This window comes from Pseudoalteromonas sp. B160 (genome assembly GCF_037162485.1).
GTDB classification, from domain to species: domain Bacteria; phylum Pseudomonadota; class Gammaproteobacteria; order Enterobacterales; family Alteromonadaceae; genus Pseudoalteromonas; species Pseudoalteromonas rhizosphaerae.
This window is the reverse complement of record NZ_JARLUX010000001.1, coordinates 2,210,451-2,226,589: the sequence shown is the minus strand read 5'-3', so window position 1 is coordinate 2,226,589 and position 16,139 is coordinate 2,210,451. Positions and strand designations below refer to the sequence as shown.

Sequence of the window (16,139 nt, the reverse complement as noted above, 5' to 3'; positions counted from 1 at the left end):
AAGTTCAAAAAAACTTAAATCGACGATTAGCGTTGCTGTACTTTATAACACTTTGGCGACATTTAAATGACAATATCGAAACAAAAATGACAGCGCTGCCATAAAACTTTACGTTAATTACAGCCATATTACTAGTAACAATTTATTTTACAACGGCACAAAAAAGGGCCTTTATGGCCCTTTCAAAACGTAATTAGTTACTAATATATTAATTTATATGAGTAATTCTGCTCTTCAGTTTACTATTTAAGCGACTACGTAATGCCACAGACTGCTGTTCAGAAACACTGATCGGAGCTGTATATTGCTGCCAACTCGCGCCATTATCTAAACTATACTCGGTATTTAAATATGCAAATGGCGTATTAATCTCAAGCTTACCATTGTTGATCACACCTCCAGGTACAGGTAAATTCAAAGTTACACCTGCAATTGCTAACTTTGTAAGCTCTTTCAAACCAACTGCAGCAGAAAATTGTGCCCAGTCTTTTTCTTGGCTTTTACGATCAACCTGCTCGCCCTCCCATGGTGCTTTGTGCCATGCACGCTCAGCAACAGACAGAATTCGCGGGAATATCATTGCCAATACTTGATCTTCGGTTCGAATAGTTTCAGACCAAACTTGTCCTTGCATACCTAAGATGTTTTCTGGCTTTTCTAATTTTGGTAGTGGACGACCAACTAAAGCTTCAAGGTTATCTATCGGCTCCCGTGTTCGGGTGTAATCGGCATTTGCATACACATCGTCTGGCATATAATTAAATGCTTTTTTAGTATCGGTATAGCGAGTTGCCCAATAATATCCACGTTCTTCTGGGTGAGCTTCATAAGGATGGTCAAAGTATAAGTGTGTACCATGCGATAATATAACTTGATAACCTGCATTGGCAAGGCGGTAAGCTCTGTCTGCAACACCCCACTCCCAAATATTGTCCCAGACGTTTGCTGTAAAGGTTTTATTTGGAAATTCATCGCGCTTAAACGGGTTAGTGCGGTCATACATTAAACCATCTTCCCATGCACCTGGCGAAATACCGCGCTTTTCAAGTAACTTGGCCACACGTTGTGTAAAGTAAGGTTTTAGATCTGCGGCACCGGCAACCCCATTATTGGGGTCGGCAAACATTGCTTGGCATATTGGCGAGCCAACCCATGAACCGGCACCCACTTCATCGCCACCAAAGTGTAGGTTAGTCAATTGCACACCGGCTTCGCGGTACATTTGTTGTAATTCGTAGGTAACCTTATCTAAAAAAGCATAGGTTGAATCCATGCATACGTTCATCGAGTTATCTTTGTAGTTTTGCACCGTCATATATACCGAGGTGTCTTTTGGATCGCTCAATAAATATTGTGTCGCTGCACTAATATCGACTTGCTGCGTTTCTTTTCCTGGATTCTTTTTATTAATAAGGTTATTTTTAGCTGTTTTTTGAGCTTCATCAGCAAGCTTATGATATCGCGCTTCCATTGCTTTGATTGATGCTCGAGCATGCCCAAGCCCTTCAATTTCAGGAATGATTTGAATATGGCGGTCTTTAGCAAATGTTAGTAATTCAATAAACTCGCTACGGGTTAAGTAACCATTACCTGAGCCCGATTTAAATGGCCCGGTTCCTAGCTGTGTTAATAAACATTCTTTTTCTTCAAGGTCAAAACAGCGATAACCACCAATATCAGTTAGCTCTGGTAATCCTGGAATTTCTAAGCGCCAACCTTCATCTTCTGAAAAGTGCCAATGTAGTTTATTCATTTTATAACGCGCCATTTGCTCAACCAATTTGAACATAGCGTCTTTGCCGTGGTAATTGCGGCCATTATCATAGTGCATGCCACGCCAGGTATAACGAGGGCTGTCTTCAATCTCAAGTTGTGGAATGTCTACAGTGCCTTGGCTATTTGCCGGAGTAGATTAAGTAAGCTCTGCATGGCATAGAAGACACCGGCATTATCACTCCCAACAATTTCAATACGATCGTCATCTATTTCAAGAGTGTAACTTTCTGATTTACCACCGGCCAACTGTGGATTTACTTTTAAGCTGATCAGTTTTTCTTTTGCTAGTTTGATGTGATCTGGCTGGGCTTTTAAGGTCAGGCCATAGTCATCTTGCAAATCTTGCATAAACACCATGACTTCGTTCTTTAACTGACCTTGGAAAGTGATCTGCCAGCTGCTATCAAGTGTTGCAGTACCGCGATTAAACTCTACTTTTTGTGGCTTTGGAATGATCCGCTTTAATGCGTCTTGTTGCGATACTTGACTTGTCGTTTGTTGATTACGCTCAAAACGCACTTTTGGGGTGACTAATACCGTTAAATCTTTTGGCTCGTTATAACGACGCAGTTGATTTTCACGCTCGAACGGTGCAACAAACTGGGTCATATCTTCGCTGTCAGTATTTGCAAAAATAGCCGGTTTATTATCACCAGATACAAAAAAAGCACGTGGCATAAAATCAGAATAAGCAACCACCCAAACTTGAGCGTCAAACTCAAGTACTAAGCTTTTACCTGAAGCTAACCCTGTAAAGTTTTTAGTTGGGGTAATGCGATGTAAATCACCATTTACGTGTTCAATATTTAAACCCGCAACTAGCTCAGTACTGATCTTACGAACTGAGTGAATATACAACTGCCAGTCACTTTCACCTGCAGGAAGTGCAACATCAGATTGGTTGTTTAGTGTAATAGTTCCTAAAAAACCAGCGTCTTTATTATGAAAGTTATCTACCACAGCAAATGTCAGAGTGGTCTCTTTGGCAAAGTTATTCACATCAGTTTGCGAAAACTGCGCCTGTGCCATTAATGGCATTATCGCGATCAAACTCGCTAAAGTTCGCTTTTTAAAATCCATTGCTCTCTCCTCGTTGTATACCCTAAGACTACGCATTTCCCCCACGTAATCTGTTATTTATTATTATTTATTCACCACCATCATATAAAAGATAAAATGACAGCGCTATCATTAATTGAAAAAATAGGGAATAAGCGGTAAGCGGTAAGCGGTAAGCGGTAAGCGGTAAGCGGTAAGCGGTAAGCGGTAAGCGGTAAGCGGTAAGCGGTAAGCGGTAAGCGGTAAGCGGTAAGCGGTAAGCGGTAAGCGGTAAGCCAAAAATTTGAGCGTTGCAAATTATTATGTCAACACTTAAAAAGCACTCGGACAGCTTATAGCTTACCGCTCTAAAGCTAAATTTTCATACACACATATTTTTCTTCGAGGTACTCGTCGAGCCCTTGGTGGCCACCTTCGCGACCAAGACCTGACTGCTTAACCCCACCGAACGGTGCGACGGGGTTTGATATTAACCCTTCGTTAATACCTACCATGCCGTACTCTAACGCTTCGCTCACTCGGTATATTTGTTTCAAATCTTGGCTATAAAAATAAGCAGCTAAACCATAAGGCACATCGTTGGCCAGTGCTAAAACTTCAGGCTCTTCATCAAATACAATGATACTCACCACCGGGCCAAAAACTTCTTGATGGTAAATGTCCATCTCCGCAGTTACCCCATTTAAAATAAGCGGTGCTTGATAGTTACCACCAAGCTCAACATTATCACCTATTTATACCGCACCTTTTGCTTTGGCATCTGCAACCAACTCTTGTACTTTTTGCTTAGCTTTAGGATAAATCAACGGCCCTATATCTGTTGCGTCATCAAGCCCATTACCGACTTTCAGTGCTGTAACTTTTTTAGCTAATTTATCAACAACTTGATCAAGCACGCTACGCTGTACAAAAATACGGTTAGCGGCGACGCAAGTTTGCCCGCCATTTCTAAATTTTGCCCCCATAAGTCCCGTTACCGCTTCATCCAAATCGGCATTATCAAAAATAATAAACGGCGCGTTACCACCAAGTTCCATTGAAGTACGCTTAATAGTAGGGGCACATTGTGCAAGTAATTGCTTACCTACGCCCGTTGAACCGGTAAAAGTGAACTTACGAACAAGTTCAGATTCAGTTAGTAACTCACCCACCATTTTAGCGTTTTCAGAGAGCAATACATTAAAAGCGCCTTTTTCAAAACCGGCTTGGTCAGCCAAATAAGCTAATGCTAAAGCACATAAAGGTGTATGTTCCGAAGGTTTTAGTACAAAGCTACACCCAGCGGCATAGGCTGGTGCAACTTTACGGGTAACCATAGCAATTGGAAAATTCCAAGGAGTTATGCCTGCAACCACACCAATAGGCTGTTTAAAACTAGTTAAACGATGATTGTCATCAGTGGCGGGGATCACATCACCATAGCTACGTTTGGCTTGCTCTGCGAACCACTTAATAAACCCAGCCCCATATTCAACTTCACCAAGGGCTTCTTTTAATGGTTTACCTTGCTCTTTAGTCATTAATTCAGCAAGGGTTTGTTTATGCTGCATAACCAGTTCAAACCAACGCATTAATACATTACTACGCGTTGTGGCATTGGTGGCTTTGAGTTTAATAAATGCGCCGTGAGCGGCGTTGATGGCTTTATGAACCCCATCATCATCGATATCACTTACCATGATGATGCTTTGCTGTGTAGCGGGATCATCAACACTAAAGTGTTTTTCAGTAGAGTAAAACTCACCGTTAATGAAAGAGTTGTTAAATAGTAGATTATTCATAAAACCTCCAAAGCAATTATTACGGCATATAGCCAATGTTATGTTCACCACCGATAAGTGAAAGGTACTAGGTCAAAGGCAAAGACTAGCTCCACCTAAAATCTAACATCTCAATACAACCGCGCGACATAAAGCCGCGCCTACACAAATTCAAACATTGATGCCAAACCGTAGCCGCGTGAGCGTAAATGAGAAGATATACCCTTCACTTATCTCTAAAGCGCAGCGCACTCTTAACCTCTTTGTGAATAAATCACTTAAATCTTTCGCGGCTAAAGCCGGCTCCTACGCAAATTCAAACATTGATGCCAAACCCGTAGGCGCAAGTTTACCTCGCGCAATTTTCGACCTTTATAAACAAAAACACCGCGTTCAAATTGAGCGCGGTGTTTTCTTTAAAGCTTAAGGCTTACAACTTATAGCTGCGCTTTAAATCAATGCTCTTCATTAACGATATTGAGATTGTACTTCGGTATTTCAACTATTAAGTCTTCATCACGGATTATTGCTTGGCAACCTAGGCGTGATTCAGGCTCTAAACCCCATGCTTTATCTAGCATGTCGTCTTCAAGCTCGTCACTTTCATCAAGTGAGTCAAAACCTTCACGAATAACTAAATGACAAGTGGTACACGCACATGACTTTTCACAAGCATGTGGAATACTGATACCGTTTTTAAGTGCAACATTAAGAACTGTTTCACCACTTGGTGCATCAATTGCAGCGCCGTCAGGACATAATTCCGGATGGGGAAGAAAAATAATTTGTGGCATTCTAACCTCTTTTAAACGTTGTCTACTGACTGCCCTTGCAGTGCTTTTTTGATCGATGCATCCATTCTTAACTCAGCAAATTTACTGCTGGCGTTATCAACTTTCTCAATGGCTGCTTTTATTTGATTTGGCTCGGTAGCTGTCTCACGAACTGTAACTAGCTTCGCTATTTCAGCGTTCAAGTTAGTTAATTCATGTTCAGCAAGTAAAGCACTGTCTGTTGCTAATGATGCATAAAGTGCTTCGATAACACGCAATGCTTCAACTTGTTGCTCTTTGAGCATACGCGCTTGCATATCATCTTTGGCATTAGTCATCGACTCTTTAAGCATATTAGCTACTTGGTCATCTGACAAACCAAACGATGGTTTAACCTGGATTTCAGCTTGTACGCCAGTTGATTTTTCCATTGCAGATACGCTAAGTAAGCCATCGGCATCGACTTTAAAGGTCACACGAATATGCGCCGCACCGGCTGCCATTGGTGGAATACCTTTTAAGCTAAATTTAGCCAATGAACGGCAATCATCAACTAGCTCTCGTTCACCTTGCAATACATGCAGAGACATTGCAGTTTGACCATCTTTAAAAGTGGTAAACTCTTGTGCTCGTGCTACAGGTATAGTGGTATTACGCGGAATAATCTTTTCCACTAAGCCGCCCATAGTCTCAAGGCCAAGCGACAGTGGTAATACATCAAGTAACAACATGTCTGAATCAGGCTTGTTACCCACTAACACATCCGCTTGTAATGCTGCACCAAGTGCAACGACGCGGTCCGGATCAATAGAGGTAAGCGGCTCTTTATTAAAAAACTCAGCGACTTGGTTACGTACGATTGGCATACGGGTTGAACCGCCGACCATAACTACTTGCAGTACTTCGTCGTTTGTAATACCAGCATCTTTAACTGCACGGCGACACGAACGGAGTGTTTTTTTCACCAGCACCATGGCTAGTTCTTCAAACTTTTCGCGAGTGACTTCAACCGTGTATTTTTCATCATCAAACTCAAGACCAACATTCACTTTAGCATATTGGCTTAGTGCTTCTTTACAAGCTTTAGCTTTATTAATAAATAAGCGTAATACTGATGGAGATAGCGTCATCACACCGGTTTCACGTTTAAAATGATCCACTAATAATGAGTCAAAATCATCGCCACCTAGGCTTGAATCACCACCGGTTGCCAGTACTTCAAATACACCTTGGTTTAAACGCAAGATTGAAATATCAAAGGTACCGCCGCCTAAATCATAAACTGCGATAATGCCTTCTTGGCCTGAATCTAAACCATAGGCAACTGCGGCTGCAGTTGGCTCGTTTAATAAACGCAGTACATTAATACCAGCAAGCTCTGCGGCATCTTTGGTGCTTTGGCGCTGTGCATCATCAAAATAAGCAGGTACTGTGATCACGGCACCTAAAATATCTTGCCCTGCAAAGCTTTCTTCGGCGCGTTGCTTTAATGCTTTTAAAATATCGCTTGATGCGGTGATTGGGCTGATGTTGCCAGCCGCGGTGGTAATCGCTAATGCGCCATCATGCTGACAAAAATCATACGGTAATTGGCCGTAGCTTTGCTCTATTTCAGCTTGAGTTTTACCTAAAAAACGTTTAACTGAAATTAAAGTATTCACAGGATCTTGTGTTGCAGCTTGAGCGGCAAGTTCGCCTACTGTTATACCATCAGCGGCGTAACGTACAACAGACGGTAACATGGCTGCGCCATTAACATCGGTTAATGTACGGGCTTCGCCACTTTGTACTGTCGCAACAAGTGAGTTGGTAGTACCAAGGTCAATACCAATTGCTAACTTATGTTCATGTGGTGCCGCGCTCTGCCCTGGCTCAGCAATCTGCAATAATGCCATAATGATCTTTAACTCTTGTTTGACTTACCAATGGTGCAGTAAGTTAGATAATTAATCGTCGAATAAACTGTCTTCAATACGCTCTAATTCATCTCGTAATTTATACACGAACTTTAATTTTCGAATGCTATCAGCGGCTAACTGCCATTGCTGCTCGTCATTACTTGCCAATTGCTCAGCAAGTTGCGCACTATATTGAGTGTCTAGTTGTTTTATTTGCTTCTCGAACTGAGCAATCGCTGTGTCTGGATCATCGCTTGTGCTTAGCTCTTCAAGCTCTTCACGTAATTCCATTTGCTGCATTAAAAACAGTGGATCTTGTAGTGTTTGCTGCTCGGCACGAATATCAACACCCAATTCACTCAGCATGTATTCTGCGCGTTTTACCGGATGCTTTAAAATTTGTAAGGCATCATTAATTTCTGCGGTATTTTGTACGGCTAATAACTTATCACGGCTGCTGGCATTGGCATGGCGATCTGGATGAACGGCACGCTGGAGTTCGAGGTAATTCTTAGTTACTTTTGCCAAATCTACATTGTAATCAACGGGTATCGCAAACAATTCAAAATAGCGCATAATTCCAACCATGCCAACAATCTATTGGCTTAAAATTCAGATAGAACAAAGCCCTACAGGTGCAGGGCTTAAGAGTACAATCACTTTATTGTTTATACTGTGAAACTTTCGCCACAACCACACTCATCAGCTTGATTTGGGTTAATAAATTTAAACCCTTCGTTCAAACCTTCTTTAGTGTAATCAAGCTCGGTGCCATCAATATAAACTAAGCTTTTAGCGTCGACGATTACTTTAACCCCTTTAGATTCAAATACTTCGTCGCCTTCAGATAACTCGTCAACAAACTCAAGAACATATGCAAGACCTGAACAGCCCGTCGTTTTAATGCCTACGCGCAGGCCTAAGCCTTTTCCGCGATTTGCTAAAAATGATTCTACGCGGTTTACTGCCGCTTCTGTCAATGTCACTGCCATGATTTATCTCTTACTTCGCTTGTTTACTTTTGTAATCTGCAATTGCTGCTTGAATTGCATCTTCAGCTAAAATTGAACAGTGAATTTTCACTGGAGGCAATTCAAGCTCAGCACTGATATCAGTGTTTTTGATCATTGCAGCTTCATCTAAGGTCTTGCCTTTAACCCACTCTGTTACAAGTGACGATGAAGCAATTGCGCTACCACAACCGTATGTTTTAAATTTAGCATCTTCAATTATGCCTGCAGCTGATACTTTAATTTGCAGCTTCATTACGTCACCACATGCTGGTGCGCCAACCATACCCGTTGCTACTGATGGATCATTTTTGTCTAATACACCTACGTTACGTGGGTTTTCAACATGATCGATTACTTTATCACTATACGCCATAATTCTATCCTCATTACCTGCTAGTGGATGTGCTCGTCAATTAATGATGAGCCCATTCAACTGAATCTAAATCAACACCCTCTTGATGCATTTCCCAAAGAGGAGACATCTCACGTAAGCGACCGATAGAGTTTTTCATTAAATTGACGGTATAATCAATCTCTTCTTCGGTGGTAAAACGACCAATACTAAAACGAATTGAGCTGTGTGCTAATTCATCGTTGCGGCCAAGCGCACGTAATACATAAGAAGGCTCTAAACTTGCTGAAGTACAGGCAGAACCTGATGATACAGCAATATCTTTAACAGCCATCAATAACGACTCACCTTCAACAAAGTTAAAGCTGATGTTAATTATTCCTGGTACTGATTGGTCCGGCGTACCGTTAAAGTACACTTCATCCATATCAGCCATAATGCCATCAATTAAACGCTTACGAAGCGCGCTGATGTGAGCATGATCTTTTTCGAAATCTTGTTTGGCAATTCTAAATGCAGCACCCATACCAACCAACTGGTGAGTCGCTAGCGTACCAGAGCGCATTCCACGCTCATGACCACCACCATGCATTTGTGCTTCTAAACGAGCACGCGGTTTACGGCGAACATACAATGCACCGATGCCTTTCGGGCCATATACTTTGTGCGCTGAGAATGACATAAAATCAACTTTAAGCTGTTGCACGTCGATTAAAACTTTACCGGCACTTTGTGCAGCATCAACGTGGAACATGATTTTACGTTCGCGACACATTTCGCCAATAGTCGCGATATCTTGAATTACACCTAGCTCGTTGTTTACATGCATAATGCTCACTAATACTGTGTCATCGCGCATTGTGTCGGCTAATTTTTGTAAATCAAGTAGGCCGTTTTCTTCAACGTCCATATAGGTTACTTCAAACCCTTGACGCTCTAGCTCACGACAGGTGTCGATCACTGCTTTATGCTCAGTTTTAGCGGTAATAACGTGCTTACCTTTCTTTTTATAAAACTGTGCTGCGCCTTTAATTGCAAGGTTGTTTGATTCTGTCGCACCCGAAGTGAAAACGATTTCACGTGGGTCTGCGTTAATTAAATCTGCGATATCAGTACGAGCTTGATCAATCGCTTCTTCAGCTTGCCAACCAAAACGGTGTGAACGTGATGCAGGGTTACCAAAATTGCCATCCATTGTTAGGCATTGCATCATTTCTTTTGCTACACGCTCGTCAACTGGCGTGGTTGCTGCGTAATCTAAATAAATCGGTAACTTCATTTCTTTCTCCGCTGGACGCCAACTTATAGTTGGCAGCTTACTTGAATATTTTCCAATTGCTTAAGTGCATTATTAACGCTGTTATCTTGGCGAGATGAAACTTCCTTCACATCTGACTTTTCCACCAATTCAGCAAGGGTAATACCGTTTAAAAAGTCTTCTATTCTGGTACTTAGATCAGACCATAAGGTGTGAGTTAAACACCGCATACCGCTTTGACAGCCGCCCGTTGCACCATGGCATCGGGTTGCATCTATTGATTCATCAACGGCGTTGATCACATCACCAACCGAAATTGCATGCGTTTCTCGACCGAGTAAATAACCACCACCAGGTCCACGCACTGAGCTGACTAAACCACTTTTACGTAACCGGGCAAATAACTGCTCTAGATACGACAAAGAAATTTCTTGTCGTTCTGAAATATCAGCAAGGGGAACTGGCCCTACATTTGTATGTAGCGCAACATCCAGCATCGCTGTGACGGCATACCTGCCTTTTGATGTTAACTTCATGGAGCCCCCGCACTAAAGAGTGCAAATTTTAATTACCAGAGTAAAATAGTCAAGTATTAAATAAAGTCTAGGTTCTAGGTTCTAGGTTCTAGGTTCTAGGTTCTAGGTTCTAGGTTCTAGGTTCTAGGTTCTAGGTTCTAGGTTCTACAAAGTTTATATAGCTCGATTCTAGTCAAGCTATTCCTAGTGCCTATATCTTCCTAGCACCTCAATTAACTTCAATACCCGACTGTTTTAGTCAAGTACTGTGTTCATTGTAATTACCTGAGTAATTTAGTCAAGTATTAGCGGCAAATAGTCTTATAACTTTCGCTTATTTAGTAGACTTATTTATTGAGGTTAAAATACCGCGCAAGATATTTAGCTCGGCATCTTCTGGGCGTGCACGGTTAAATAAACGACGTAGCTTAGTCATTACCATGCCCGGATGCTGCTTAATAATAAAGCCTGTTTCCAGTAAGGTTTGTTCTAAGTGTTCGTAAAATAACTCGGTTTGTTTTGAGCTTGGATACACAGCATCATCTACTGGCGTGGCTTTTGGTTGTTGATTTAAAAACGCCATACGCGTTTCGTAACATAAGGTCTGCACAGCCATTGCTAAATTAAGCGAGCTATATTCAGGATTAGCCGGAATACACACATGATAGTTGCACAGTTGCAGTTCTTCATTACTTAAACCACTGTTTTCGCGGCCAAAAACTAATGCTACAGGACCAGTAACAGCTTCGGCAACTAGCTTCTCACCACATTCACGTGGTTCCACCATAGGCCACGATAAAGTACGTGAACGGGCGCTAGTACCAATAGTTAGGGCACAACCTGCAATCGCTTCAGCAACTGTGTCAACTATCACCGCATTACCTAGCACATCAGTTGCACCGGCCGCTAATGCGCTGGCGTGGCTATCAACTTCACACGCTGGATCAACTAAATACAGTTTTGATAAGCCCATGGTTTTCATCGCGCGCGCCGCTGAGCCGATGTTACCTGAATGCGAGGTGTTTACTAAAACAATGCGGATGTCATCTAAGATCATTACTGTTTAACTCATACCAAAAAATTGCGCGAATTATAACATAGAGAAAAGCTGTAAGCAGCAAAGATTCTAGGTTCTAGGTTCTAGGTTCTAGGTTCTAGGTAATAAATATGGGAAGTTTGATGTATCAACGATCAATGCTGGCTTTTGTCTTGTAATTTTTACCTTGCAACTCAACCCAGTACAAAAAACACTCAAAACTTTTTGGGGTTTATTGTTTACTTTGTGTCAAAAATCGCTAGAATACGCCGGCTGAAATATATAGAAATATATACACGTTCTTTTACAACCCAAAGGTAATACCATGCATCCAATGTTAAACATTGCGGTTCGCGCTGCGCGTAACGCAGGCAAAATTTTACTTCGCGCTGGCGAAGATTTATCAAAAGTTGAAGTGCAACAAAAAGGCACTAATGATTTAGTAACGAATATTGATAAAGAAGCCGAAGCCGTAATTCGCGACACTATTTTACAATCTTACCCTACTCACTCTATTGTTGGTGAAGAGCTAGGTGAGCACGTAGGTAAAGATGCAGATTACCAATGGATTGTTGATCCTATTGATGGCACTACAAACTTCATCAAAGGCATCCCTCATTACGCGGTTTCTATCGCACTTAAAGTTAAAGGTCGTCTAGACCAAGCTGTTATCTACGATCCAATTCGTGGCGAGCTTTTCACCGCTTCTCGTGGTCAAGGCGCACAGCTAAATAGCAAACGTCTTCGTGTAAGTAAAACTACCGTTCTTTCTGGTACTGTTCTTGCCACTGGTTTCCCATTCAAAAACAAACACCATATGGATGCGTATACTGAAGCATTCAAAGCATTGTTTGTTCACACTGCTGATATTCGCCGTGCCGGTTGTTCTGCACTAGACATGGCATACGTGGCAGCTGGCCGTGTTGATGGTTTCTTTGAAATTGGTTTAAAACCATGGAACTCAGCTGCAGGTGAACTAATGGTTAAAGAAGCTGGCGGTATGGTTGTAGATTTTGCCGGTGGTAATAATTACGCTCACAGCGGTAATATTATCTGTGGCGCACCGAAATTAACACAAGCGATGATCCGTGAAATTCGCCCAGTGTTAACTGAAGCGTTACTTCGCTAATAGCGAGTTATACTCAGATCGATACTAAAAGGAGCCTAGGCTCCTTTTTTAATGATTAAAATAAGGGTTCTCTAATTTGATCTCAACAGTATTTTGCGGATCAAATGGCAAGGCCTTTAAATCATCGCCAAAATACTGATTAAATAGCTCATCAAAACTACCGTTCTTTTGCATAATAGCTAAGCCATCGCTGAGCGTTTTTGCCAGTTCTGGCCTGTGTTTTGCAACAAAATAATAAAATGCACTCGGGTAGCTAATATATAAATTTGGCACAATAACCAGCGCTTGCTTATTAACTTCTTTTAACTCTGAGCTTACTTCTATGAAGGAGCGAGGAAAGTAATCAACTCGTCCGGTCAAAACGATATTAAACATCGCTTGATAATTTGCAAACGGTCGCACCGATAAATCATTGTATGCCAATATTTTGGTATCCGGCCAGTCATGCCCTTGAATTGCAGTAAACCCTTTTAGTTGCTCTTTGCTCTTGATATCAGCAAAGCGATTAAGAAACAACTGCCTAGTTACTAAGGCTCGCTTACCAATATAACCTTTAAATAACGGCACTTTTATCGGTATTGCTAAGGTTTCGCGTTCGGGGCTGGTCATACTCCAATATAGGTCAACGCTATTATCGGCAAGGGCTATGAGCGCGCGCTGCTGGTGAGGATGTACCACGACAGATTCTAACTGGGCTGAATAATTAGCAGCATCAAGCGCACGTTGCAGTAACTCTTTTAAGTATGCATCTCGTTTATATAATGTTCGAGGTTCTTGAGCGATTGTGATCGTTTCTTTTGCTGCAGTTTTAGCACTGCATACAGTACTAACAATAAGTACCGAGAGCGAGATGAGTGAAAAGAAATACCTAGTCATATTTATTATTTTCTAGTGTTTTAGTAAAGCTACACGCTGAGCAATAAATACTCAAGAAAAACAGCCCTACTTAACGTTATTTTATATGACTTGTTTCTCAGGAGTTAAACGTACAACCGCCAAAGCAGGGCCACGTCGTTTACATAAAAATAGATAGCTGTGGCGATAACGTTTTGCTTCTTTTTTAGCATCTGTTGCCAATGCAGCAATTTGATGACTGTTAGTACACTGCTCTAGATCGGGTTCAACAACGCCAATCGATAAAGTAAGTAAAGGTACAAATTGCTTTTCACCTTCACGATTAGTTGCCCAATAACCACCACTGGCAATATGCTCTGGCGTAAAGAATGCACGAGATTTCAGCTCAAACTCAGTTATTATGTTGTTACATACTGTAGCCGCATCATCACCATCAAAGACCACCATAAAATCATCGCCACCAATATGACCAACAAAACTGGGCACATTACTACAAGCTTGGGTGGTGACATCGGCCAATAATTTGATAACACTATCACCACTGGCGTAACCATATAAATCGTTGAACTGCTTAAAGTGGTTTAAATCAATATAGGCTAATGCAAAGCTGTGTTTGGCTCTTAATCTATGCTCAATTGCTTCGTTAATTGCAACATTCCCCAGCAGCATAGTAAGTGGATTAGCATGCTGAGCATGACGAATTTTCTCTTCCGTAATATGTTTTAAAATATCCCGCAGTGGCGCGAGCCCTAAGTACTGCTCAGTGCGAGTGATCACAATATGACGGCGAATATCAAAATCATTTTCGGTAATTTGCTGACTAACAGTATCAAGCAGCTGATTTTCATCAACTACCAAGGGTTGCTTGTGCATTAATGCCGTAACCGGTTGTTTGTCGTATAAAGCATGGCCATAAGGAGCCGCAAATACTTCTGTTAGTTGATCTTTGTGTAATAAGCCTATCGGCTGCAAGCTTTCATTGACAACCGCAAGACTGATAATCGATTTATCTTTTTCAAAAATATTATGCGCATCTTTACAACGAGTATGACTGTCTATTGGGGCTTGTTCGATTGCTAACCAACCTATCGCCATTGATTGCTCAAACTGATTGTTAAGTGGGGTAAAACTTAATTGCTGTAATTGAGCTGAGTCAAACGCTAAGCTAGGTTTTAAACTTGGTCGTTCCAGCAAAAAGCCTTGCGCATTCACAATGCCTAGCCCTTCAAGTAAACTGAGTTCTTCAACCCGCTCTATGCCCTCTGCTATCACCGCTGTTTTGGTAACTTTCGCTAACTCTATAATTGATTTTAAAAATTCTTTTTTAACCACGCTTTCATCGCAATGGTCAATAAAATAACGGTCAATCTTCACATAGTCAGGACATAATTCTGACCATTGCTTTAACCCTGAGTAGCCTGCACCTAAATCATCGATGGCAATCGAAAAACCGAGCTGGCGATAATGGGCAATTGTTTTTAGCAATAAAAAACCATCATCAACCTTTTCTTGTTCGGTAACTTCAATCACCACTCTATTAGCGGCCAAGCCAAACTGCTTAATTAGGTGTAATGTTTCGCCTTTCGGATGGCAGGGATCAAGTAACGTTTTAGGACTTACATTTAAGAATAATTTGCCTTGTAGTTTTAACCTTACAAAATTTTCGATCGCTTTTGAACGGCATAACAACTCAAGCTCTGAGATTTTATCGTGCACAATTGCAGCACTAAAAAGCGCATTTGGCATCTCTAGATCGCAATTTTTAGGGCCTCGACTTAATGCTTCGTAACCTAAAATTTGCTGCCCTGCAATATCAAAGATGGGTTGAAACAGTGTCGTTATTTCACTGTTTTTTAAGATATTTTCTAATATAGCTAGCCGAGCACTCACTTATCATCAACCCATTACTTCATTAAGAGAGTGCTAAAGTAGCAAGCTGGTATGACAATTTTATGTCAGTACCCGTTAACACTCCGGCATTTTGTTATTTATTTAATGCTTGTTCAACCTGATCAAAATGAGCTATCACCTCAATAATCTCAAGTTCAGCATATTCATAAGCTTGTGGGTCAACAAATCCTAAACGAGCAACCGCCTGTACAGTCGCAGGATGAACCAATAAATCCTTACCGTGATAACATATGGGATCGTCAAACTTAGGTAGCTTACCATCGCTATGATAACCACTTTCAATTTCTTCTAGGGGCAATGAAGGGAGCAAATCAGCAACAGCAATAAGCGCATTTATGTATTCAGCACATTGTGGATAATCAACTATCAAGTCATTGAGGATAGTCTGCGATAGCGCGACTAAATCAGCAGATTGAGTTTCTAAATTAGCTGCGTCTTTTTGCACTCTAATACTGCGAAGTAAGTTATTAGCTTGATGCTGATAATGTTCAAGTGTTGTTAATTGATAAGGTTGTACTGCAGCCTTTGATTGCTTAGGTTTAACGTTGTCATCACATCCGCTAACAATAATTAGACTACTAGCGACTACAAGTTGCTTTAACATTAGTTGGTTACATCAATACTTAATCAATAATTACTATTATAGGAAATATTACGTTCCATAAATAGCAATTATTAACAGCGACCTATTTAAAGCTACGCGGCATAAAACCCCGCCGACAAATATGCAAATACAAGGGGCTTGCCCCTTACGTAGGCCTTTTATTCTTTCAGCTTCTCTCTGGCTTGATACTCTAAAGCTAC

General features: G+C 41.3%; 13 protein-coding genes and 2 pseudogenes. 1 reads left to right on the top strand and 14 read right to left on the bottom strand.

The features are described from left to right. Positions 1-208: 208 nt before the first annotated feature. From P4S61_RS10310 to trmJ, 11 genes and pseudogenes are all read right to left on the bottom strand, one after another. Positions 209-2,856 (bottom strand): annotated as a pseudogene (locus P4S61_RS10310) (family 20 glycosylhydrolase). An 80-nt stretch (positions 2,857-2,936) separates the two neighbouring features. Continuing rightward, entirely contained in the window at positions 2,937-3,131 is a 195-nt protein-coding gene (locus tag P4S61_RS10305) for a hypothetical protein (protein WP_337118224.1), read from the bottom strand. A 57-nt stretch (positions 3,132-3,188) separates the two neighbouring features. Next, positions 3,189-4,616 (bottom strand): annotated as a pseudogene (locus P4S61_RS10300) (NAD-dependent succinate-semialdehyde dehydrogenase). A 434-nt stretch (positions 4,617-5,050) separates the two neighbouring features. Then, the gene (fdx, locus tag P4S61_RS10295) at positions 5,051-5,389 is read right to left on the bottom strand and encodes an ISC system 2Fe-2S type ferredoxin (protein WP_145236547.1); all 339 of its coding nucleotides are present in this window, start codon (positions 5,387-5,389) and stop codon (positions 5,051-5,053) included. Between the two features lie 11 nt (positions 5,390-5,400). Then, positions 5,401-7,263, bottom strand: a complete 1,863-nt coding sequence (gene hscA, locus P4S61_RS10290; protein WP_145236544.1) for a Fe-S protein assembly chaperone HscA — start codon at positions 7,261-7,263, stop codon at positions 5,401-5,403. Between the two features lie 51 nt (positions 7,264-7,314). Continuing rightward, positions 7,315-7,842, bottom strand: a complete 528-nt coding sequence (hscB, locus tag P4S61_RS10285) for a co-chaperone HscB (RefSeq protein WP_182719621.1) — start codon at positions 7,840-7,842, stop codon at positions 7,315-7,317. Positions 7,843-7,934: 92 nt separating this feature from the next. Then, positions 7,935-8,258, bottom strand: a complete 324-nt coding sequence (iscA, locus tag P4S61_RS10280) for an iron-sulfur cluster assembly protein IscA (protein WP_145236536.1) — start codon at positions 8,256-8,258, stop codon at positions 7,935-7,937. Positions 8,259-8,268: 10 nt separating this feature from the next. Beyond that, positions 8,269-8,652, bottom strand: a complete 384-nt coding sequence (gene iscU / locus P4S61_RS10275; protein WP_145236533.1) for a Fe-S cluster assembly scaffold IscU — start codon at positions 8,650-8,652, stop codon at positions 8,269-8,271. A 40-nt stretch (positions 8,653-8,692) separates the two neighbouring features. Beyond that, complete coding sequence (locus P4S61_RS10270) at positions 8,693-9,910, bottom strand: IscS subfamily cysteine desulfurase (RefSeq protein ID WP_149980538.1); 1,218 nt, start codon at positions 9,908-9,910, stop codon at positions 8,693-8,695. A 23-nt stretch (positions 9,911-9,933) separates the two neighbouring features. Further along, positions 9,934-10,425 carry a Fe-S cluster assembly transcriptional regulator IscR gene (iscR, locus tag P4S61_RS10265; protein WP_145236527.1) on the bottom strand — a complete coding sequence of 164 codons (492 nt, stop codon included), beginning with the start codon at positions 10,423-10,425 and terminating at the stop codon, positions 9,934-9,936. A gap of 313 nt (positions 10,426-10,738) precedes the next feature. Next, the gene (gene trmJ, locus P4S61_RS10260) at positions 10,739-11,461 is read right to left on the bottom strand and encodes a tRNA (cytosine(32)/uridine(32)-2'-O)-methyltransferase TrmJ (RefSeq protein ID WP_145236524.1); all 723 of its coding nucleotides are present in this window, start codon (positions 11,459-11,461) and stop codon (positions 10,739-10,741) included. Between the two features lie 304 nt (positions 11,462-11,765). Between trmJ and suhB the strand changes: the two genes are divergently transcribed. After that, a complete protein-coding gene (gene suhB / locus P4S61_RS10255) occupies positions 11,766-12,569 on the top strand; it encodes an inositol-1-monophosphatase (RefSeq protein ID WP_145236520.1) in 804 nt (267 codons plus the stop codon). Positions 12,570-12,617: 48 nt separating this feature from the next. Here the strand turns inward: suhB and P4S61_RS10250 are convergent, their stop codons facing one another. The 3 genes from P4S61_RS10250 to P4S61_RS10240 form a co-directional block, all read right to left on the bottom strand. Beyond that, the gene (locus P4S61_RS10250; RefSeq protein ID WP_145236517.1) at positions 12,618-13,445 is read right to left on the bottom strand and encodes a substrate-binding periplasmic protein; all 828 of its coding nucleotides are present in this window, start codon (positions 13,443-13,445) and stop codon (positions 12,618-12,620) included. Between the two features lie 81 nt (positions 13,446-13,526). Beyond that, on the bottom strand, positions 13,527-15,314 hold the full coding sequence (locus P4S61_RS10245) for a GGDEF domain-containing protein (protein ID WP_337118223.1): 1,788 nt from the start codon (positions 15,312-15,314) through the stop codon (positions 13,527-13,529). A gap of 94 nt (positions 15,315-15,408) precedes the next feature. Then, positions 15,409-15,939: a hypothetical protein gene (locus P4S61_RS10240; RefSeq protein WP_182732646.1), complete on the bottom strand. Its 531-nt coding sequence runs from the start codon at positions 15,937-15,939 to the stop codon at positions 15,409-15,411. Positions 15,940-16,139: the final 200 nt, after the last annotated feature.